This is a genomic window from Rhodococcus sp. ARC_M5 (genome assembly GCF_022810405.1).
Lineage (GTDB): Bacteria > Actinomycetota > Actinomycetes > Mycobacteriales > Mycobacteriaceae > Rhodococcoides > Rhodococcoides navarretei.
The window spans coordinates 60255-80183 of record NZ_JALGQE010000001.1; the positions used below are offsets into that span (position 1 = coordinate 60255).

General features: G+C 64.1%; 20 protein-coding genes, 1 tRNA gene and 1 other RNA gene. 2 read left to right on the forward strand and 20 right to left on the reverse strand.

The annotated features are described in order from the left end of the window. Window positions 1-396: 396 nt before the first annotated feature. A complete protein-coding gene (locus MTX34_RS00295; protein WP_243593637.1) occupies window positions 397-741 on the forward strand; it encodes an Lsr2 family protein in 345 nt (114 codons plus the stop codon). 118 nt (window positions 742-859) lie between these two features. On the opposite strand, the gene MTX34_RS00300 is transcribed toward MTX34_RS00295, so the two are convergent. The 19 genes from MTX34_RS00300 to prfB form a co-directional block, all read right to left on the reverse strand. Further along, window positions 860-932: transfer RNA gene (locus tag MTX34_RS00300), tRNA-Ala, on the reverse strand. A gap of 127 nt (window positions 933-1059) precedes the next feature. Further along, a complete protein-coding gene (locus tag MTX34_RS00305; protein WP_243593475.1) occupies window positions 1060-1806 on the reverse strand; it encodes a DsbA family protein in 747 nt (248 codons plus the stop codon). A 25-nt stretch (window positions 1807-1831) separates the two neighbouring features. Beyond that, a complete protein-coding gene (locus tag MTX34_RS00310; protein ID WP_243608435.1) occupies window positions 1832-2989 on the reverse strand; it encodes an MFS transporter in 1158 nt (385 codons plus the stop codon). Between the two features lie 77 nt (window positions 2990-3066). Continuing rightward, a complete protein-coding gene (gene pgm, locus MTX34_RS00315) occupies window positions 3067-4707 on the reverse strand; it encodes a phosphoglucomutase (alpha-D-glucose-1,6-bisphosphate-dependent) (RefSeq protein WP_243608060.1) in 1641 nt (546 codons plus the stop codon). Between the two features lie 70 nt (window positions 4708-4777). Then, entirely contained in the window at window positions 4778-5509 is a 732-nt protein-coding gene (locus MTX34_RS00320; RefSeq protein WP_279392740.1) for a DUF1295 domain-containing protein, read from the reverse strand. A gap of 56 nt (window positions 5510-5565) precedes the next feature. Continuing rightward, window positions 5566-6891, reverse strand: coding sequence for a cyclopropane-fatty-acyl-phospholipid synthase family protein (locus MTX34_RS00325; protein WP_243608062.1), 1326 nt, complete (start codon window positions 6889-6891; stop codon window positions 5566-5568). Continuing rightward, window positions 6888-8201 carry a cyclopropane-fatty-acyl-phospholipid synthase family protein gene (locus MTX34_RS00330; protein ID WP_243608063.1) on the reverse strand — a complete coding sequence of 438 codons (1314 nt, stop codon included), beginning with the start codon at window positions 8199-8201 and terminating at the stop codon, window positions 6888-6890. Before MTX34_RS00330 ends, MTX34_RS00325 begins: the two co-directional genes overlap by 4 nt. Continuing rightward, window positions 8198-8977 (reverse strand): DUF1365 domain-containing protein, encoded by a 780-nt coding sequence (locus MTX34_RS00335; protein WP_243608064.1) that lies wholly within the window; start codon window positions 8975-8977, stop codon window positions 8198-8200. The genes MTX34_RS00330 and MTX34_RS00335 overlap by 4 nt, the downstream gene beginning before the upstream one ends. Then, window positions 8968-10236: an NAD(P)/FAD-dependent oxidoreductase gene (locus tag MTX34_RS00340; protein ID WP_243608065.1), complete on the reverse strand. Its 1269-nt coding sequence runs from the start codon at window positions 10234-10236 to the stop codon at window positions 8968-8970. The genes MTX34_RS00335 and MTX34_RS00340 overlap by 10 nt, the downstream gene beginning before the upstream one ends. Further along, window positions 10236-10931, reverse strand: coding sequence for an alpha/beta hydrolase (locus MTX34_RS00345; protein WP_243608066.1), 696 nt, complete (start codon window positions 10929-10931; stop codon window positions 10236-10238). Before MTX34_RS00345 ends, MTX34_RS00340 begins: the two co-directional genes overlap by 1 nt. 118 nt (window positions 10932-11049) lie before the next feature. After that, window positions 11050-11420: a transfer-messenger RNA gene (ssrA, locus tag MTX34_RS00350) on the reverse strand. A gap of 65 nt (window positions 11421-11485) precedes the next feature. Continuing rightward, window positions 11486-12946 carry an SDR family NAD(P)-dependent oxidoreductase gene (locus MTX34_RS00355; protein ID WP_243608067.1) on the reverse strand — a complete coding sequence of 487 codons (1461 nt, stop codon included), beginning with the start codon at window positions 12944-12946 and terminating at the stop codon, window positions 11486-11488. Between the two features lie 31 nt (window positions 12947-12977). Continuing rightward, window positions 12978-13832 carry a DMT family transporter gene (locus tag MTX34_RS00360; RefSeq protein ID WP_243608436.1) on the reverse strand — a complete coding sequence of 285 codons (855 nt, stop codon included), beginning with the start codon at window positions 13830-13832 and terminating at the stop codon, window positions 12978-12980. An 8-nt stretch (window positions 13833-13840) separates the two neighbouring features. Beyond that, window positions 13841-14314, reverse strand: a complete 474-nt coding sequence (gene smpB, locus MTX34_RS00365; protein ID WP_243593484.1) for an SsrA-binding protein SmpB — start codon at window positions 14312-14314, stop codon at window positions 13841-13843. Between the two features lie 83 nt (window positions 14315-14397). Continuing rightward, window positions 14398-15303, reverse strand: a complete 906-nt coding sequence (ftsX, locus tag MTX34_RS00370) for a permease-like cell division protein FtsX (RefSeq protein WP_094674812.1) — start codon at window positions 15301-15303, stop codon at window positions 14398-14400. A gap of 63 nt (window positions 15304-15366) precedes the next feature. Further along, window positions 15367-16056 (reverse strand): cell division ATP-binding protein FtsE, encoded by a 690-nt coding sequence (gene ftsE, locus MTX34_RS00375; protein WP_027496574.1) that lies wholly within the window; start codon window positions 16054-16056, stop codon window positions 15367-15369. Between the two features lie 86 nt (window positions 16057-16142). Then, window positions 16143-16589: a hypothetical protein gene (locus tag MTX34_RS00380; protein WP_243593485.1), complete on the reverse strand. Its 447-nt coding sequence runs from the start codon at window positions 16587-16589 to the stop codon at window positions 16143-16145. After that, window positions 16586-17485: a mechanosensitive ion channel family protein gene (locus tag MTX34_RS00385; RefSeq protein ID WP_243608068.1), complete on the reverse strand. Its 900-nt coding sequence runs from the start codon at window positions 17483-17485 to the stop codon at window positions 16586-16588. The genes MTX34_RS00380 and MTX34_RS00385 overlap by 4 nt, the downstream gene beginning before the upstream one ends. Window positions 17486-17490: 5 nt before the next feature. Then, window positions 17491-18603, reverse strand: coding sequence for a peptide chain release factor 2 (gene prfB, locus MTX34_RS00390; protein ID WP_027496571.1), 1113 nt, complete (start codon window positions 18601-18603; stop codon window positions 17491-17493). Between the two features lie 93 nt (window positions 18604-18696). On the opposite strand from prfB, the gene MTX34_RS00395 reads away from it, so the two are divergent. Beyond that, entirely contained in the window at window positions 18697-19500 is an 804-nt protein-coding gene (locus MTX34_RS00395) for an inositol monophosphatase family protein (protein ID WP_243608069.1), read from the forward strand. Here the strand turns inward: MTX34_RS00395 and MTX34_RS00400 are convergent. Beyond that, complete coding sequence (locus MTX34_RS00400) at window positions 19497-19865, reverse strand: DUF1304 domain-containing protein (protein ID WP_243593488.1); 369 nt, start codon at window positions 19863-19865, stop codon at window positions 19497-19499. The two genes, MTX34_RS00395 and MTX34_RS00400, sit on opposite strands and share 4 nt — an antisense overlap. Window positions 19866-19929: the final 64 nt, after the last annotated feature.

Below are 19929 nucleotides of genomic sequence, written 5' to 3' on the forward strand. Positions count from 1 at the left end.
TTGCGCCTCAAGTGAAGCAGATCTCGCACCCGATGCCTGTCGAGTGATCTTTCGTTAGTAAAACGATTGCGTTTCGTGACCTATCCGTAGCCGTAAACGACCGCTCCAGCCGATTCCCATTCGGTCGCGCACGAACAGACGTACGGACCGCGTTGCGTATTCAAACCGGACAGTTCGTCTTTCTTTTGGATATGGACGAACAGCACCGCTGGGAGAATCCTCGTCGCAATCACGTTGCCGGTTTCGGCGAACCGTCGCTCCGATTCTGTGGGAATTCTGCGAATCCAGTAACAATCCCCCGACCCGCGTGGATAAACACATTGTTCAGCCGTATAGTCGCTTCAGTTCGATCTGGACATCCCCGCATCATCCCCTGCATCATTGGAGAGCTTCAGCATGGCCAGAAAAGTCTATGTGCAACTAGTCGATGACATCGACGAGAAACCGATCGAATCCGGTGGCGAACACATAACCTATTCGGTCAACGGAGTCAGCTACGAAATCGACCTGAGCGACAAGAACGCGAAGGAATTTCACCGCAAGCTCGACTATTACATCGAGCACTCCACCAAGGTCGGTGGAAAGCGGACGAAGAAGTCGAGCACTCCCACAACCGGAGCGAAGCGCGACGCCAATCAGACCAAAGCCATCAGAGAATGGGCCAAGGCGAACGGCCACAATATCTCCGCACGAGGCAGAATCCCCGCCGAGGTCGAGCAGGCATTCGACGCCGCACACTGAGCTCGACCGCCGAATCGGCTCCGGGCACCACGAACGGACGCCGTTTCGACGGTCGGCGGACCCAAGCAACAAAAAAAGCGTCACCCGAAGGTGACGCTTTTTTCGTTGATTTTCTCGGTGGAGCTAAGGGGACTCGAACCCCTGACCCCCACACTGCCAGTGTGGTGCGCTACCAGCTGCGCCATAGCCCCGAGTTACTGCGTGCTACCGCTCATGCGGTTGCTCGAACGAAGTTACACCATCGGTCGCAGCAGCAACAAATCACCTGGTACGGCCGGTTCCGAATACTCGGCGACCGGCCGCACCCGCGCCTCGAGATCAGTTGATCGACGCCAACCATTCAGAGTCACCGAGCGCATCGACAACCTCACCGTCCACGAGGACCCCCGGTGTTCCACGGGCACCCGACGCGGCGAGCGCGTCCCGTCCGATGTTTGCATCCGCCACTGCAGAATCGCGCTGCGCGCCGCTGACGATGCACTCGGTCGCCAGATCACTCGCTCCTACGGAACGAGCGAGTTCTGCGATTTCGGCATCGGTTCGGTCGGAGTCACCGCCTTCTTCGGGGCGGAATTCCGGGTCGAACAACCCGGAGTGAAAGGCGGAGTAGACCCGCGCGTTCTCTGTCTCGGCCACACAGTGCGAGGCCGCGACGGCACGCGTCGAATAGTCACCGGACGCCGACTGTGGATCCAGGAAATTGACCAGGTGGTAATTCACCGAGACGACACCGTCGTCGATTTTCTGAGCCAACTCCTGGCCGTGCTTCACTTCGAGATCGCCGCAGAACGGGCACATCGGATCTTCGAAGACATCGATGACACGCTCCGCTCCCGGACGCGCCAGCGTCACCACACCGTCGCCCGGGAGCGATAATTCGACCGCGGGATTCTTGACTGTTCCGTAGCCATCGTTGCGCGGGGCGTCGCTTCCGCTCTGCCACATGATCGCAACCACGATGACGATCACCACCACAACGAATGCGACGCCGCCCAATACGTATGTCACCGTGTTGGAGGTTGCCTCGGGTGTGTGTTTCGTACTCGATATCTTCTTCTGGCTCACACAGCGAATACTACGTTCGCGCCCGTCAGGTGTGCTCGCGCCCGAGTGTGTCCGGAACTCGCGACCACCAGAGTCCAGCCAGCAACAGCAAAGCGCCCGTCACGGCGAAAGCGGGTCCGAACGAGACCTCTTCGACGATCATCCCGGCCACGATCGGGCCGATGACCGCGCCGACATCGGAGGCCATCTGGAATGCAGCCAGCACGGGCCCCCCGCGCGCCTTCGAGCCGATCACGTCGGCAACCGAGGCCTGCTGGGCAGGGCTCATCAGACCCGATCCGATTCCGGCGATCAGCGACACCACGAGGAACAGCACCGGATCGTGGACGTACCCCATCACGACGGTGCCCACGCCGCACACCGCCAACCCACCCACCATGAAGGGCTTGCGTCCGCGCACATCGGACAGCCGACCTGCACTGGTGAGAACCAGCGCATTTCCCACTGCGAACACGGTCAGCGCGATACCGACGAACACCTCGGATCGCTGCATCGCCTCGACGACGAACAACGGCACCAAGGCCACCCGAACGCCGAACACAGCCCAACCGTTGGCGAAATTCGACGCCAGCGCCGCCTGATACGACGGGATCCGCAACGCGGCGAGCAACGACATCGTGGGCGGTGCCGAGCCTTTCTCCGGCTTGACGAGGTCGGAATTGCCCAGGGTGAAATACACGACGGCCGCGGCGATCACGAGAGCAACGGCATAGATGACGAACGGCACCCGCAGACCGAATCCCACGAGCGCGCCGCCGACGAGCGGACCGCCGATGGTTCCCAACAGGAAGGCGGTCGCATACAGGCCGGAGATGCGGCCGCGACTGGTCGGCGGACTGATCCTGATCAGCAATCCCAGTGCCGATACCGAGAACATCGTTGAGCCGATGCCGCCGAGTCCGCGAAACACCAGCAGCTGCCAATACGTCTGGGCCAGAGCGCACGCACCGGTCGACACCGCCACGATCAGCAGTCCGATCAGGTACACGGGCCGCTCGCCGAGCCGCTGCACCAGAGCACCACTGGCGGGTGCGAACAGCAACCGCATGAGAGCGAATGCACTGATGACCGCAGACGCCGCCGTGTACCCGACGCCGAATTCCCGGGCGAACTGTGGCAGAGCGGGCGCGACGATGCCGAATCCGAGCGCGATGACGAACGCCGCCGACACCAGAACCCAGATCTCCGGTGGGAGCTTGCCTCCGGGTTGAAACGCCGGCTCGGGAGCCGAACTGTCGTGGTCGGGTGGAGGTGAGTCGGTCACGAGCTCTCGAGTGCGGACGACACCAGTTCACGTGCTGCGGATTGAACCCGGGCGAGATGCTCCTCGCCCTGGAACGACTCCGCGTAGATCTTGTACACGTCCTCGGTTCCGGATGGGCGCGCAGCGAACCAGGCGCTCTCCGTCGTCACTTTCAGGCCACCGAGTGCGGCTCCGTTTCCCGGAGCCTCGGTCAGCGTTGCCGTGATCGGTTCGCCTGCCAACTCGGTGGCGGTGATCTGGCTCGGCGAGAGCTTGGCGAGAACGGCTTTCTGCTCGCGGGTGGCCGGTGCATCGACGCGTGCATACGTCGGATTGCCGAACTTCTCAGTGAACTCGCTGTAGCGCTGCGATGGGGTGGATCCGGTGACGGCGGTGATCTCGGACGCCAGCAGCGCGAGGATGATGCCGTCCTTGTCGGTGGTCCAGACTCGGCCGTTGTGTCGGAGGAACGACGCTCCGGCGCTCTCCTCGCCGCCGAACCCGAGCTCACCGGCGAGCAGGCCCGGAACGAACCATTTGAATCCGACCGGCACCTCGAGCAGTCGACGGCCGAGACCTGCGACGACCCGGTCGATCATCGACGAGCTCACCAACGTCTTGCCCACTGCCGCCGTAGGTGACCAATCGGGTCGGTGCGTGAACAGATAGTCGATGGCAACGGCGAGGAAGTGATTGGGATTCATCAGACCACCGTCGGGAGTGACGATGCCGTGCCGGTCGGAGTCGGCGTCGTTGCCCGTCGAGATGTCGAACCGATCGCGGGCAGCGATGAGCGAAGCCATCGCGTTCGGCGACGAGCAATCCATCCTGATCTTGCCGTCGGTATCGAGGGTCATGAAGCGGAATGTGCCGTCCACCAACGGGTTCACCACGGTCAGGTCCAGATTGTGCCGCTCGGCGATGGCATCCCAGTAATCGACACTCGCACCGCCCAACGGATCTGCGCCGATGCGGACCCCGGCTGCCCGGATGGCGTCGAGGTCGAGCACGTTCGGCAGATCGTCCACGTAGGTGCCGAGGAAGTCGTAGCGTGAGACGCTCCCCGCGAACGCCTGCGCGAGCGTCACCCGCTTGATGCCCGAAATGCCGGTGCGCAGAAGCTCGTTCGCGCGAGCGGCGATGACCGATGTGGCATCACTGTCGGCAGGACCGCCGTGCGGAGGGTTGTACTTGAAGCCGCCGTCCCGGGGCGGGTTGTGCGACGGAGTCACCACGATGCCGTCGGCCTTCGCCGCGGGGCCCGATTCGTTGTACCGAAGGATGGCGTGACTGACGGCCGGGGTCGGGGTGTACCGATCTCCCGAATCGACCAGTACGTCGACGTCGTTGGCCGCCAACACTTCCAGAGCCGTCGTCCAGGCGGGTTCCGACAACGCGTGGGTGTCCCGGCCGATGAACAACGGCCCGGTGATGCCTTGCGCAGCGCGGTACTCCACGATCGCCTGCGTCGTCGCAACGATGTGTGCCTCGTTGAACGCCGAATCCAAGCTGGATCCTCGATGCCCTGATGTGCCGAACACCACCTGCTGGCTGGGTTCCGACACGTCGGGAACTCGCGAGTAGTACGCCGTCACGAGCTGCGAAAGATCTACCAGATCCTCCGGCAATGCAGTGGTTCCAGCTCTCTCGTGCGCCACGATGCGCCTCCTCGTTGATCGACGAACCGAAATCCTCGACCAACCCTAGCGCCGCTGCATCCCCCACGAGCTACTTGCTGGGTCCTTTCGGCGGCCGTGGGAGGAAATAGCTGGTCCGCTGCTGGTATTCGCGATACCCCGGACGCTTTTCCATGCTGCGCTCGAGCAACCGCGCACCGGTGGCGAACACCAGGAAGTACGTCATCGCGATGGGCGACAGCAACGTGAACACTCCGGGCCACGCCGACGCCGAGACGAGGAACAGTCCCCACCAGACGGCGGAGTCGCCGAAGTAGTTGGGGTGCCGCGTCCAGGACCACAGACCACGATCCATGACCTTGCCCTTGTTCGACGCGTCGGCCTTGAAGGCCGTCAACTGCGCATCCCCCACTGCCTCGAACGTCCATCCGAGAATCCATACCAGTACGCCGAGTACCACGACCGGCAGAACGGATCCGTGTGCGACGGCGGATACCTGCAGCGGCAGGGACACGAACCACAGCGCAACCGCCTGCGTCAGGTAGATCTTCCGCAGGGCATACAGGGTTTCGTTGCCGGTGGCCTTGGACAGCAGCTCGGTGTAGCGCGGATCCTCACCGTGTCCGCGCGAGCGTCGAAAGACGTGTACTGCGAGACGAAGCCCCCACACTCCGACGAGCACGAGTAGCAGCAGTCGTCGCCACAGATCACCTGTTCCGGTCGCAGCCGAGATCAGTGCGATCAGAACGAATCCGCCGCCCCACGTCACGTCCACGACGTTGTGGCGTCCGATGCGCGCGCCGATGAGGGCGGTGACGATCATCAGAACAGCGGTACCGCCGAGGCTCGCAAGCGATACGGTGAGGAAGTCGGACCAGTTCACCGCGGGCACACCCACACCGGTCGTACCGATTCCATCTCGGACGGTCCGTTCTCGGACCGAACCGCCAGAATCTGGTCGACGCCCATCCTGTTGTCTCGGAAGGCCATTCCGCCGCCGATCAGGTACAGCCGCCACACGCGAGCGACCTCTTCCCCGACCATCGCCACCACGTCGTCGAAACGCGCCTCGAAGCGCTCGGTCCAGACATCGACGGTCCGCACGTAATGTTCACGGAGGGCGTGGACGTCGCGAACCTCGAGCCCTGCCTCCTCGATCATTGCAACGGTCCGCCCCACCGGGCGCATGTACATGTCCGGCGCGATGAACGATTCGATGAATGCTCCGCCGCCGGGATTGTCGCCTTCCCGCCGCGACATCTGCTGAATCAGCACGCGTCCACCAGGCTTGACGTTGCTGTGCAGTGCCGCAGCGTAAGTCGGGTAATTGGCCTCCCCCACATGCTCACCCATCTCGATCGACGCCACCGCGTCGAAGGGCCCGTCCGGAATCTCTCGATAATCCTGAATACGGATCTCGACGTTGTCCTGAAGTCCTCGGTCGGCAATTCGCTTGTCGATGAGGGCTTTCTGTTCGCGCGAGATGGTCACCCCGACGACCTGCGCTCCGTACTCCTGAGCCGCGTGCAGGCTCAGGGACCCCCAGCCGCAGCCGACGTCGAGAAAGCGTTGCCCTGCGCGCTTGTCGAGCCCGATCTTTCGGCAGACGAGGTCGAGTTTGTCGCGCTGGGCATCGTCGAGGGTGTAGTCCGGCGAATCCGAGGTCCAGTACGCGGACGAGTACGCCATGTGCGAATCGAGTACCAATTCGTAGAAATCGTTCGACAGGTCGTAATGGTGGCTGATCGCAGCTCGGTCACGGAGCACCGAGTGCAGCCGCCCCTTCACCGATGCCTGCGACACGGGCGGCGGCAGTGGGCGGCCGAACACTCCGAGATCCTTGGCCAGTTTTGCCAACCGCAGGAGCGACGCCGGCCCCGGTCGGATCGCCGAGAGTCGGCGCTCACGCACCACACCCCAGACGTGATCGAGGGCCGCGGCCAGATCGCCGTCGACGTCCAGCTCCCCGGTGACGTATGCCTGCGCGGCACCGAGTTCGCCGGGGCTCCACAGCAATCGCCGAAGAGCGCTCGGGCTCCACAACAGCACTCGCGGTGCCGATGCATCTCCCGCAACGGATCCGTCCCATGCCTGGAGCCGAACGGGAAGCGGACCACCCACGAGGGGTTCTATCAACTCGGCAATCCGATGTGCGACACCGACACTGCGATCGGTCCTGTCCACGGAAAGTGTCGAGGTGGTCATCGGTTGTCCCTTCGGTCGAGCACGATCTGTTGAACGTCGAGGTACCCGGATCTGAATCCGGCCTCCGAGTAGCACAGGTAGAAGTGCCACATTCGTGCGAACACCTCGTCGAAACCGAGTTCCTCGGCCTCGCTGCGGTACTCACGGAAACTTCGGTCCCACTGGGCGAGGGTTCGCGCGTAGTGATCGCCCATGGACAGACGCTCGCGAACTCGAAGCGAGGTGTGCTGCTCGGTCACTTCCTCGATGGCCCGCACCGACGGCAGGAACCCGCCGGGAAATATGTACTTGTGCACCCAGGTATACGTATTTCGGGTAGCCAGCATTCGGTCGTGCGGCATCGTGATGGCCTGCAGGGCAACCCGCCCACCCGGCGCGAGCAACGAGTCGATCGTCTCGAAGTACGTTCCCCAGTACTGATGCCCGACGGCCTCGATCATCTCGACCGACACGATCGCGTCGTACTCGCCGTCGACCAAGCGGTAGTCGAGGAGATCGATCTGGATCCGATCTGCGTAACCGGCAGCGGCACAGCGCTTACGCGCCAGTTCCTGCTGTTCGGTCGACAGGGTCACCGACCGGACCGTCGCACCACGAGCGGCCGCACGAATGGCCAGCTCGCCCCATCCGGTACCGATCTCGAGCACCCTGGTTCCCTCGCCGACGCCCGCCCGGTCCAGTAGCCGGTCGATCTTGCGGCGCTGAGACTCGGCGAGCTCCTCACTGTCGTCGTCGTTTCCCGATTCGGCGAACAACGCACTGGAGTAGGTCATCGTCTCGTCGAGGAAGAGTTCGAAGAGGTCGTTCGACAGGTCGTAGTGGCGCGAGATGTTCGATCGCGTGTTCTTGGTCGTATTCCGCTCGCTCCGTGGAGGCTTGGGGATATAGAGCCCTCGGAGGCGCTGCAGGGACTTCGGAATCAGGGACGCCATGCGCCGGGCGAAGACCTCGAGCACGGCACTGAGATCCTCGGCATCCCAGTCTCCGGCCATGTATGCCTCACCGAATCCGATGAGTCCGCTGTCGCCGACTCGCGCGGCGAAGTCGTGTGGCCGATAGACGGTCATCAACGGGGCGTCGGCCGAGCCGGCCCCGATCACCTCGCTGTCGGGCATCGCGACACGAACCTGCAATCGCGCGACCGCGCGGCGGAAGAGGAAGTCGGCGACGGGTGCTGCGGCTGCAACCTTCATGCCACCGGGAACCTGGGCGATCTGAGGCCAGACCCGTGGATCCACCAGCGGGCGTGGACCGACAGCGGAACCACCGTACGGGTTCGACACAGAATCGGCCTTCGACACAGTTGTCATCTGTTGGCCCCTTCCTTCTGGAATTCTCGCGCCCCGGGAGGGACAGGTTTCCGAACGATCTTCAGACCCCGCGCCCAGAGCCGAATGCCTTGCCAGCGGATCTGTATCACCACCCGTAACGGCGCACACGGGATCTCGAGTGCGGTGCGGAGAATGGACCTCGACGTCACCTCGCGTCGACGGCCGTCGACGGTCGCCACGAACGGAGGCTGCCCGGGACGTTCGAGAACGATCGACAGGCGGAGTGCAGCGTCCGGCTCGGGCAGCTGCATGGAGTACTCGCCGTCCACGTCGTTGAACGGCGAGACGTAGAACTCCTTGGCCGTCCGCGCCGAGCCGCGCCTATCGGTGTGCAGTAGATACCGGTATCGCTCGCCGTAGGTGTTGTGCACCTCCGCCACCACGCAGCGGAGCTCTCCGTCCTGGTCGTGACACCAGTACACACTCAATGGGTTGAACGTGTGCCCGAACACTCGCGCACTGGCCAACATCGTGATTCGTCCGCCGCCGAGGTCGATACCGCTCTCCGCAAGGAAGGCGTCGACGTTCTGGCGGATGGTGGCGTCGGGGTCACCGAGGTGGTCACGTGGGTCGAACGAGGCCAGCGGTCGCAGTATCCGGGGCAATTCGGGAAGTGCGTCGAGATCGACGAACCAGCTGTAACTCCTGTACGAGAACGTATTTCGAATCGGCGCGCGTCGAACGTGGTCGATCCGAGTGCGATACAACGCCGCCCCGTGTGCGCGGGTGGTCGGCAGAACCGATGTCAGAGCCACGTGGCCCCCACCCGTTGTGCGGCGCGCGCGCCCGACAACGCACCGTCCTCGTGAAATCCCCAGCCGTGGTACGCACCGGCGAATACCAGTGTGTCGGTATCCAATTCGGGAAGTCGACGCTGCGCTGCAACCGATTCGGGGGTGTACTGAGGGTGTTCGTAGGTCATCTCGTCGAGTACCGCGTTCGGGTCGATCCGATCCGCTCCACCGAGGGTGACGAGCATTCTGCGATCGGTGTCGCCCAGGCGCTGCAACCTGGTCAGGTCGTAGCTGACCAGCACCCGATCGGGCCTGGCCGTGCACGACGGGAGGTGGTAGTTCCACGATGCACGCGCCCTGGTGTTCTTCGGCAACACCGACGAGTCGGTGTGCAGTTGCGTGTGATTGGTGGAGTACGGCATCGCTCCCAGGATGCTGTGCTCGAGCGCCGTCGGTTCTGCGAGCATCTTCAGCGCGGCACCGGGATGCACGGCGATCACGGCCGCGTCGAACGTGCGCAGGCGGTCGTGGCCGTCGCGGATCTGCACGGAGTCCTCGGACCTGTAGACCGCGCGCACCGGGGTGTCGAGCAGTACCTCGTCGATGTGCTGCGCAACCCGGCGAACGTATTCGATGGATCCGCCGGTGACGGTGCGCCAGGTGGGTGATCCTGTGACGGTGAGCATTCCGTGGTGCCGAAGGAAGGTGAACAGGTAGCGAGCCGGGTAGGCGAGCGCAGTGTCCGGGTCACACGACCACACCGCCGACACCAACGGTGTCATGAAATGGGACTCGAAGTACGCCGAGAACGAGTGATCTTCGAGAAACTGCGCGAGAGTCGTCTCGGACTCGACCGGTTCGGCACTGTCCAGCAGTTCGTTGGCCAGGCGATGAAAACGCTTGACGTCGAGCAACATCGACACGAATCGTGGCTTGAACACCGCCGTACGCTGCGCGAGAATTCCGCGCATACCCTGGCCGCCCGAGTACTCGAGCCCGCACCCGTCGCAGCGCACGGACATGCTCATGTCCGAATCCTGCGTCGGCACGTCGAGTTCGTCGAACAACCGCAGCAGAGTCGGATACGTCCGGTCGTTGTGCACGATGAACCCGGTATCGACGCCTACCGGACCGTCGGGGCCGTCCACGTAGTGGGTGTCCGCGTGACCACCGAGCCGAGAGTCCGCCTCGTACAGCGTCACCGACGAGTTCTTCGACAGTGCGTATGCGGCCGTCAGGCCTGCGATACCGCTCCCGACCACCGCGATACGACGGCGCATCACGACGGTGTGCCCATGCAGTCGGCCTGCGCATCGGCGGCGATACCGAGAACGAAGTCACGCGTCGCCCTCGACCAGAGCTGCGGATTGCGCAGCATGAAATGCCCACCCGGAACGGAAAGATAGCGAGCGGAAGCCCCGCGCGCCGCCGCACGTTCGGTCGCACGGCGCGAGGTTCTCGGATCGGTCCACTTGTCTGCAGTCCCGTGGACGACGAGCAACGCATGATGCGGCCCGAATCCGTCGGCCTCCACACCTTCCGGCCACCACGGGGCCAGAGCCACCACACCCACGATTTTCCGGGTCGTTTCTGCAGGCTCCACTCCCGCGACAGAAGGGTCGTCGATCAGGGCAGCTGCGGTGCGGCCACCCATCGAATGGCCGACGACCACGACGTGAGCGTCTGGATGCTCGGCGTGGATCCGGTTCAGTGCCCACCGGGCGTCCTCGACCGGTGACCGTTCGGGGGCGTTCCAACCACGAAACCGATACTGCAACTGCTGCACCGATATGCCGTGTGCTCTGCCCGCGCGCCGAAGCATCCAGGTGAACGGCCACATTCGCAGACCGGCCAGGTGCCAGGGCCTACTGCGTGCCCGGCTCACATCCTTGCCGCCGCCGAGGACCAACACGACCAGTGCAGGCTCGGACACTCTTCTGCCGGTGCGCAGAACTGGAGTCGGCTCGTTGCTCATGACCACTATTCGGCACCGCGGTCGCTTCGGGTGGGATGGGTCCTGCCGAGTGGACAGTGACCTGTCCGACACAGAAAGAAGACCGGGCCGAGAGTGTGTCTCTCGGCCCGGTCTTCGTCGGTGGAGCTGCCGGGAATCGAACCCGGGTCCTCTGCTGCATTGCCAGGGCTTCTCCGTGTGCAGTCCGCTATGTCTCTACTTGGATCTCCCGATCTCGCGAACAAGTCAGGATGACGATCCCAGCCACTGTTTGATGTTCCTCATCATCCCGCGGCCGGATGAATCGGTGAGCCCTCTAGCTGATGCCAGTACCCGGACCGAGGGCGAGCCCGGACTGACAGACACGCAGTCGCTACTTAGGCAGCGAGTGCGTAGTCGCGCTGATTGGAATCGGCGCTTATAAGGTTGCGATGACGCTTACGGTGGTCTCTCGCCTGCACCGACACGCTTCCCCTGACTCAACATACAAAGTCGAAACCGTTCAGCCCCGTATGTTCCCGAACACTGTGCCCGGGCTATTCAGTGTAACGCCTCGCATGGCCACATTCATCCCATTAACTGTCGGTCCGGCGATCCGCCGTGTTCGCCGAGGCATCGGCGTCCACCCGCTGCACGACCGTGCGCAACATTCGACGCGCCATCACCAGGCGTGCAGGCAACGAGGCGTACCAGACCGCGCGACCGGCCAGACCACGCGGAAAGAACACCAACCGCTGCTCGATCGTCGGCTGTTTCGCGGTTCCCCCGACCGTCAGGTCGAGCCAGGCCTCGCCGGGCAGTCGCGTGGAGGACTTGAGCCGAGTGGTGTGTTCGGTGCCCGACGCGGATGCGTCGGGTCCGGTGACGTCGCGGTGCCAGCCGGTGAGAATGTCGGCGTCGGCCAATCGTTCGAGTGCGGGCCGGATCGCGGTCGACTTCGCTGCGCTTCGGGCGACGCGGGTGTCGGTGTAGACGACCTCGCCTGCCCACGCCGGATCCGAGGGCAGCGGGTCCGACGGTGCCGCGGTGCCCGTGGCGTCGGTCCACCGCGTCTCCACCTCACCGTCGTCGATCTTGCGCAGTGCCAATCTCACGGAGTCGCGGTAGCCCGTCAGGCCGCCGTCCGGACGGGGTACGACGGCGTCGATGTCCATCTCGTGGCCGACGGCGTCGTATTGCAGTGATTCGATGAGCGGCATCGCCAGCCCCCGCGGAATGGGAGTCACCAGCCCGATCCAGTGGCCGGCCAGTCGCGGCGTCAACACCGGGAGCACGATGATCCGACGCTGCCGCAGACCCGCGACGTCGGCGTAGATGTTCATCATCTCGCCGTACTGCATGACGTCGGGACCACCGATGTCGAATGTCCTGGATTCGGTGATCGGCGCACTCGCGGCCCCGATCAGGTAGTGCAACACGTCGCGCACAGCGATGGGTTGGATGCGGTTGTGTACCCACCGCGGTGTGGTCATCACCGGAAGCCGGTTGGTCAGGTGCCGGATCATCTCGAACGACGCCGAACCCGATCCGATCACCACGCCTGCTTGCAGCACGATCGTCGGAACTCCCGAATCGATCAGAATGCGTCCCACCTCGGCTCGGGACTTCAGGTGTGGTGAGAGCTCTCCGGTGGGCGGGTGCAGGCCGCCGAGGTACACGATGCGCCCGACGCCGCACTCGGCAGCGACAGCCGCGACGTTCTCGGCGCTGTCGCGTTCGGTGTCGGCGAAGTCGGAATGGCCTGCGGTGCCCATGGAGTGCACCAGGTAATACATGATGTCGACACCGGTCAGTGCTTCCTTCAGCGAGTCGCGATCGCTGAGATCGCCCTGAACGATCTCGACGTTCGCCGCCCACGGCACGTTGTCGAGCTTGCTCGGAGTACGAGCGAGCACCCGTACCCGATATCCGTCGTCGAGCAGCCGCGGTGCCAGACGCCCGCCCAGGTATCCCGTGGCACCGGTGACGAGTACGCGGGGAGGCTGTCCGTCGTCTCGGGCCGCGGGGATGTCGGACGACGAATCGGAAGCTGTCATAAACGGGTTCCTTACCCGTCTGCGAGCATGTTCAACCCGCGAGCGCGATCATGGCGATGGCCCCGAGCGCCAACGCCATTCCCACCTTCTGCAGCGTTCCGACCCGTTCGCCGAGCATCACCATCGCCAGCAACACCGTGGCTGCGGGATACAGCGAGGCGATGACGCTCACCAACGACAGCAAACCGCCCTGATACGCGTAGATCATGGCGGCATTGGCGACGACGTCGAGCACGCTGACGAAGGCCGCCAGTTTCAACACGCTGCCGTGCGGAGGTGCGAAGTGTCCCGATGCCAGCGCCACGATCCAGACCACCGCGGTCGCCGACGCGCGTGACGCGGCCAACGGCCACAGCCCGCTGCCGTCTCCGATCTGGTGCAGGAAAATGAAGGCGAACGCGAATGTCACGCCCGAACCGACCGTCAACCAGGCCACGGTTCGGGTGAACTTCATCTCCCGACCACCGGCCACCTCACCGGTCACCTCGTCCGGGGATTCCTTGCTGACCAGCACCACCGCAACCAGCGCCACGGCGATGCCGAGGAACGCGATGACGCCGGGACGCTCGCCCATCGACAGGCCGACCAGCACCGGAATGCCGGCCACCAGAACGGCGGTGACCGGTGAGACGACGGCCATCGGTCCGGCGGCGAGGGCGAGGTAGAACCACCACACCGCAACGCCACCGGCAACACCCGAGGCCAGTCCCCACAACATCGCCGGAAGTTCGATGGTGCCGCCGACGGACGGCGCGACGAGCAGCACGATCACCAGCGAGAGCGGGTAGGACACGATGACCACCCGCAGGGCGGCAACGCGGCGGGATGCGACGCCGCCGACGAAATCGCTCACCCCGTATCCGACGGCAGCTACCAGAGCGAGCAGAACAGCGGTCAGCGCATTCCTTTCACACGACGTCCCAGCTCGCGGGTCACTTCGCGTTCGGCAGTCCGCTTGGCCAACGACTGTCTCTTGTCGTAGTCCTGCTTACCCTTGGCCAAGGCCAGTTCGACCTTGACCTTGCCGTCCGAGAAGTACATCGACAGCGGCACCAACGTCAGATTTCCCTCTTTGACCTTGCCGGCCAGACGATCGATCTCGCGACGATGCAGAAGCAGTTTGCGGTTTCGCCGCGGTGCGTGGTTGGTCCAACTACCGAGCGTGTATTCGGCGATGTGCAGCCCGCGCAGCCAGATCTCACCGTCGTCGACGGTCGCGAAGGCGTCGACCAGCGAGGCCTTGCCGTCACGCAGACTCTTGACCTCGGTTCCGACGAGGGCAACTCCGGCCTCGAGGACGTCGAGTATGGAGTAGTTGTGCCGCGCCTTGCGGTTGGTCGCGATGGCCTTGCGGCCCTTCTCTTTCACTGCAGGGCCCTTTCTCGAGCGTTCGCCACGTGGAGCGGTTCCACGGGCAACCGCTCCAGCATAGAACCGAACGGCAAGCGAATTTATTCGCGCACGTAGAGGCGCAACGTGATGTACGCCGTCACCGCTGCCATGCCGACTCCGACGAGAGCGAGGAACGGCGACACGAGGAGCACGTCACTGTTCGATATTCGAGCCAGGATGTTCGCTTGATACACGTCCGAAAGCACGTCATCGATGAACATGTTCTTCGCCGTGAACAGGCCCGCGATGGCCAGCGCCGAGCCGATCAAGGCCGCCACCACCGCCTCGAGCAGGAAGGGCAGCTGGGTGTACCAGCGAGTGGCGCCGACCAAACGCATGATGCCCACCTCGGTTCGTCTGGTGAACGCGGCGATCTGCACCATGTTGGCGATCAGAAGGATCGCGGCGATGGCCTGCACCGTCGCGATGGCGAAGGCAGCGTTGCGCACACCGTTGAGCACACTGAAGAGCCGCTCGACCAGGTCGCGCTGATTGAGCACGCTCTGCACGCCCGGTCGATTCTCGAAGTTGTCGTTGATGACCCCGAACCGTTCGGGATCACTCAGTCGCACCTTGAACGACGCGGGAAAGCTGTCGGCACTGACCAACTCGGCCAGTTCGGGCTGGTCCTTGAACACGCGCTCGGTGGCGTCCTTCACCGCGTCCTCACGGTTGAGGTACTGCACCGACACCACCGACGGGGTGTTGTCGAGATCCGAACGCAAGGCGGCGCAGGTCTCCTGGGCGCAGTCGGGGTCGGTCGCGGAGATGTCGTCGGTGAGGAAGATCTGCACTTCGACCCGATCGAGGAAGATCTGTTGGGTCTTTCCCGCCATCTGCACCACGAGCAGTCCGCCGCCGAACAGGCCGAGGGAAATGGCGGTCGTCAAGATCATGGCGATCGTCATGGTGATGTTGCGACGAAGTCCGGTGAGGACCTCGCTGAAGATGAAACTTGCGCGCATCGCGGAATCCGAGCCCTTCGATTCGTTCGGTCGTGAAGTCCGATAGGTCCTGGTCGGGTGTCGTCAGCGCCCGACGCCGTAGACCCCGCGGGCCTCGTCACGAACGACTCGTCCGTTGTCGAGTTCGACGACGCGTCGGCGCATCGAATCGACGATGTGGTTGTCGTGGGTGGCCATCAGCACCGTGGTTCCGGTGCGGTTGATGCGCTCGAGCAGCAGCATGATGTCCTGACTGGTGTCCGGATCGAGGTTTCCGGTCGGCTCGTCCGCGAGCAGCACGAGCGGGCGATTGACGAATGCCCGGGCAATCGCCACTCGCTGCTGTTCGCCACCGGACAGCTCGTTGGGTAGACGGTCGGACTTTCCGCCGAGTCCCACGAGGTCCAGAACCTCGGGGACGGTGCGCTTGATCATCGAGCGCGGCTTTCCGATCACTTCCAGTGCGAACGCCACGTTCTCCACGACCGTCTTCTGCTGCAACAGGCGAAAGTCCTGGAACACGCAGCCCATGCTCTGCCGCAGTCGCGGGACGCGTCGAGCGGCCAGCCGGTTGACGTGGAAATCGGCGACGTGGATATCGCCGGAGGTGGGCGTCTCCTCCTTGAGAAGCAGCCGCATGAACGTCGACTTGCCCGAACCCGACGGACCGATCAGGAACACGAACTCACCCTTGTCGATGGAGACCGTCACCTTGTCCAGGGCGGGCCTGGTGGAGGTCTTGTAGGACTTGGAGACATTCGAGGTGCTGATCACGGGTCGCCAGTGTAGTCCTTACTCGCCGGTAACCGCCGGAACTGCTCGGCCGTCGCGGCGAGTCCCGAGGGACGGTAAAGAATGCCTCAGCGAGACGGCGTCGGCGCTGGTTGGGTCGGTATCAACGACTGAATTCCCGGTGGCAGCGGCAGGCCGAAAGTCGTGGTCGTGGTCGGCGCTGCGGTCGACGTCGGCTGCTGTCCGGTGTCATCGACGACGCCGGAAGGTTGCTCTGTTTCGGTGGTCGCGGCAGGTGTCGACGTCGCGGTGGAGGTGCCCGAGACACCGGTTTCGGACTGCGGCTCGGTGTACGGGGTGAGGTCGGCCGGATCGGGGGCAGTCGGCCCCTGAATCTGTTCACTGTCTCTCTCGGCGATCTCTGCGCTGACCTGGCCGTACCACAGACCGGTGAGCACGAAGAAGATGCCGAACGCGAGGGTGGACGTGCGGACGCGGCCGTTGATCTTGGCCGGAATGCGCCACTGCCGCCAGTGTCGTCGTGGGAGAGCGGTTCCAGAATCCGGTGTACTCACTGATCCTCCGTCCGTTCTCGTCCCGATGCTTCCGGTGCCACCCCGGCAGTGCTCACGTCGGGCGCCACGTTGATGCCCTCGGGTTGCAGGGCGGCAGCCACCCGGACCCGGAGCTCGCGTCCCACCTGGAACTGCTTGCCCGGCAACGTACGCGCCACCAAGCGAACATTGACCTGCCCCACTTCGATGCTTTCCACGCCCATCACCGTTGGCTCGTCGAGCAGCAACGGACGAAGGTGCGGATCCGCGAACGCATCGCGGCCGACCGCACGCAGCAGCCCGTTGACCTGAGTGAGATCCGCAGTGCTGGGCACCGGAACGTCGACGACTGCTCGAGCCCAGTCCTTCGACAAGTTGATCGCTTTGACGATCTGGCCGTTCGGGACCGTGATGACCTCGCCGTCGACACTGCGGACCCGCGTCACTCGCAGGGTCACGTCCTCGACGGTGCCCTCGGCATCCTCGGCCGATCCCATGACCGCGATCTGAACCACGTCACCGAACCCGTACTGACGCTCGGTGATGATGAAGAAGCCGGCCAGAATGTCCTGCACCACCCGCTGAGCGCCGAAGCCGAGTGCCGCGCCGAGGACCGTTGCCGGTGCCACCAGCCCGCCGACACCGAAACCGAAACGTCGCAGCACCTCGATGGTGACGAGGATGTAGATGAGAGTGACGGCTACCCAGGTGATGACCTGTGCGAGGGCGTGCCGATGCTTCGCGGCCTCGGACCGCACCAACGCGTCGCTGTGCTGATAGTTCTGATCGATTCGGGCCGTGATCCGCGAACCGGTCCACGTGACGAACCGCGCGGCCAGCAATCCACCGAGGATGTACAGCACGATTCCGAGGCCGTTGAGCTTGACCTCGGGCGTCACGTTGAGCCAGGCCGTCATCGAATTTACTGCTCCCCTCGCATTCGCCAACGGATGCCCGACTCCAGGAATCCGTCGATGTCCCCATCGAGAACAGTAGACGGGTTGTTCACCTCGTACTCGGTACGCAGATCTTTCACCATCTGGTACGGGTGCAGCACGTATGACCGCATCTGGTTGCCCCAGGAGCTGCCGCCGTCACCCTTGAGCGCGTCCATCTCGGCACGCTCTTCCTTGCGCTTGACCTCGAGCAGCTTGGCCTGCAGCACGCGCATGGCCGAGACCTTGTTCTGCAGCTGCGACTTCTCGTTCTGGCAGGTCACGACGATTCCCGTCGGGATGTGCGTCAAACGGACGGCGGAGTCGGTGGTGTTGACCGACTGGCCGCCGGGTCCTGACGAGCGGTAGACGTCCACGCGAATGTCGTTCTCGGGGATCTCGATGTGATCGGTGGTCTCGACGACCGGGAGAACTTCCACCTCCGCGAAGGAGGTCTGTCGACGTCCCTGGTTGTCGAAGGGACTGATGCGGACGAGACGGTGTGTGCCCTGCTCGACCGACAGCGTGCCGTAGGTGTACGGGGCCTTGACTGCGAAGGTCGCGCTCTTGATGCCTGCCTCTTCGGCGTAGGACGTGTCGTAGACCTCGACGCCATAGCCGTGCTTCTCGGCCCAGCGGATGTACATGCGCATCAGCATCTCTGCCCAGTCGGCGGCGTCGATCCCACCTGCGCCGGACCGGATGTTGACCAATGCGTCGCGAGCGTCGTACTCGCCGGACAGCAGGGTCCGCACTTCCATGGCCGCGATGTCCTCGCGAAGAGACGCGCGTTCGGCATCGGCGTCGGCGGTGGCCGACGCAGCTGCCTCGCCCTCCTCGCCCTCGGCGAGCTCGTACAGCACCGGCATGTCCTCGAGTCGCTGCCGAAGCTCTTCGACCCGGCGCAGTTCGGCCTGCGCGTGGGAGAGCTGGCTGGTCACCTGTTGAGCGTGCTCCTGGTCGTTCCACAGGTCCGGCGACGCGGCCTGGTGCTCGAGTTCGTCGATGCGTCGCCGCAATTCCTCGACGTCGAGAACCGACTCGACGGTGGACAGAGTGGTGTCGAGCTCGGCCAGGTCTGCAGAAACGTCGGGATGCACGAGAGTCAAGGTTACCGGCACGCGAACCCGAACCCGACCGCCCCCGAGTATCGGCAGACACAGTCGTGACGTACCCGTCGATAGTCTTACGCGGTGACCGACTACTCCGCTGATCTTTCTCTCGCCCTCCGACTTGCCGACGAGGCCGACGCCATCACTCGTCGACGTTTTCTCGCCATGGATCTCTCGGTGGACTCGAAGCCGGATCTCACACCGGTGAGCGACGCAGACCTGGCCGTCGAGACGATGATTCGCAGCGAGCTTGGTTCGGAGCGTTCCGGCGATGCCTTGCTGGGTGAGGAATTCGGCGGCACGGCCACCTTCAGCGGCCGTCAGTGGGTTGTCGATCCCATCGACGGCACCAAGAACTTCGTGCGTGGTGTCCCGGTATGGGCAACTCTGATCGCCCTGCTGGACGACGGCGTACCTCGGGTCGGAGTGGTCAGCGCGCCCGCCCTGAACCGACGGTGGTGGGCTGCGGTCGATCTGGGTGCCTGGGCGGCCTCGAACGGGGACACCCCACGCAGGATCGCGGTCTCGAAGGTCGACTCACTGGCGGCGTCGAGCCTGAGCTTCTCCAGCCTCGCCGGCTGGGCCGAACTGGGGATCCGGGACAGGTTCCTCGATCTGTCCGACGCCGTGTGGCGGGTACGCGGCTACGGCGATTTCTTCTCGTACTGCCTCGTGGCCGAAGGGGCCGTCGACATAGCGGCCGAACCCGAGGTCTCGCTGTGGGACCTGGCCGCGCTCGATGTCCTCGTCCGCGAGGCCGGTGGCGGTTTCAGCGCGCTCGACGGCACCGCGGGGCCGCACGGTGGCAGCGCCGTGGCCACCAACGGCCTACTGCACCACGAGGTCCTCGCGCACCTGTCCCCCAGCGCGAAGAATCTCGCCTAGAGAACTGCGGCAAGAATCAGAGCGATCAGCGGCGTGATGCCCTGTACGAAGGCAGGCCGGAAGTACTTCGCGCCGCCGGTGGCCAGAACCAGCGCTGCACCGACGATGCTGGCGCAGGCGAAGTAGACGACGGCGTTACCGGCGGACCCGCCCACGATGAGACCGGCCACGATGCCGATGGCGAGAAACAGGTTGTAGAAGCCTTGATTGAAGGCCATCGGCTTGGTGATGTCTGCATCGTTCTGGCTGGCGACGCCGAATTTCGCCCAGATGGCCGGCTTGGACCAGAAGACGCTTTCCATGAGGAAGATGACGACGTGGAGGGCCGCGGCGACGGCGGCGAATATCTGAGCTGTCGGATGCACGGAAACAGCCTGTCACACCGATACGACGCACGGTACGAACTGCGGTTCCGGTCTCGTACGACTC

What these genes read in the sequence shown, in the direction of transcription:
- MTX34_RS00345 (WP_243608066.1), bottom strand. Translation starts at nt 10,931, where the DNA reads ATGAGCAACGAGCCGACTCCAGTTCTGCGCACCGGCAGAAGAGTGTCC.
- MTX34_RS00330 (WP_243608063.1), bottom strand. Translation starts at nt 8,201, where the DNA reads ATGACAACTGTGTCGAAGGCCGATTCTGTGTCGAACCCGTACGGTGGT.
- ftsX (WP_094674812.1), bottom strand. Translation starts at nt 15,303, where the DNA reads ATGCGCGCAAGTTTCATCTTCAGCGAGGTCCTCACCGGACTTCGTCGC.
- MTX34_RS00355 (WP_243608067.1), bottom strand. Translation starts at nt 12,946, where the DNA reads ATGACAGCTTCCGATTCGTCGTCCGACATCCCCGCGGCCCGAGACGAC.
- MTX34_RS00325 (WP_243608062.1), bottom strand. Translation starts at nt 6,891, where the DNA reads ATGACCACCTCGACACTTTCCGTGGACAGGACCGATCGCAGTGTCGGT.
- MTX34_RS00340 (WP_243608065.1), bottom strand. Translation starts at nt 10,236, where the DNA reads ATGCGCCGTCGTATCGCGGTGGTCGGGAGCGGTATCGCAGGCCTGACG.
- MTX34_RS00295 (WP_243593637.1), top strand. Translation starts at nt 397, where the DNA reads ATGGCCAGAAAAGTCTATGTGCAACTAGTCGATGACATCGACGAGAAA.
- MTX34_RS00320 (WP_279392740.1), bottom strand. Translation starts at nt 5,509, where the DNA reads ATGATCGTCACCGCCCTCATCGGCGCGCGCATCGGACGCCACAACGTC.
- MTX34_RS00385 (WP_243608068.1), bottom strand. Translation starts at nt 17,485, where the DNA reads ATGACGGCCTGGCTCAACGTGACGCCCGAGGTCAAGCTCAACGGCCTC.